This is a genomic window from Oleiphilus sp. HI0067, assembly GCF_001635735.1.
The window spans coordinates 1-690 of record NZ_LWFI01000604.1 but is presented as its reverse complement, the minus strand read 5'-3'; the positions used below and the strand labels follow the sequence as shown (position 1 = coordinate 690).

Genomic DNA, 690 nt, shown 5'->3' with positions numbered 1-690 from the left:
CCAATCCCAGAAGTAATTCGTGGTATCAACGCATTCACTAAAGGCGCGAAAGAAGTAAACCCAGACGTTCAAGTAAAAGTTGTTTGGGCGAGCACTTGGTACGACCCAGCCAAAGAGCGTGAAGCTGCAGAAACCTTGATCCTTCAAGGTGCAGACGTTCTTACTCAGCACACTGACTCAGCAGCAGTTATTCAAGCAGCTGAAGCGAAAGGTAAGTACGCGATCGGTTATCACTCAGATATGTCTGAGTACGGTGAGAAAGCACACCTTACAGCAGCTATTCACAACTGGGGTCCTCTTTACTTGAAGAAGGCTCAGCAAGTTCTTGATGGTACTTGGAAAGCTGAAGATCTATGGCCTGGTATCGCTGAAGGTACTACAGATCTAGCACCATTGAACGAAGCTATTCCGGCTGATGTTGTTGCGTTGGTTGAAGAGAAAAAAGCGGCCTTGAAAGCGGGCGAAATGCGCGTATTTGATGGTCCTGTTATTAACCAGGCTGGCGAAGAAGTTGTACCAGCTGGTAGCACCATGGATGACGGTGCGCTACTAGGCTTTGGTTTCTACATCGAAGGTGTAGAGGGCAAATTGCCTCAGTCGTAAACCGGGACGTTTAAAGTATCGGGAGCTTTGTTGAGCTTATTGCACAGCAAGCTCCCATTTTCCGGAAAAAGGCACAACTAAAAAGTG

Annotated in this window: 1 protein-coding gene; it reads left to right on the top strand. The window is 47.4% G+C overall.

The window, feature by feature from the left end:
• A partial coding sequence (locus A3739_RS06840) for a BMP family ABC transporter substrate-binding protein (RefSeq protein WP_156502422.1) occupies nucleotides 1–603 on the top strand: 603 nt, incomplete at its 5' end.
• Nucleotides 604–690 lie beyond the last annotated feature (87 nt).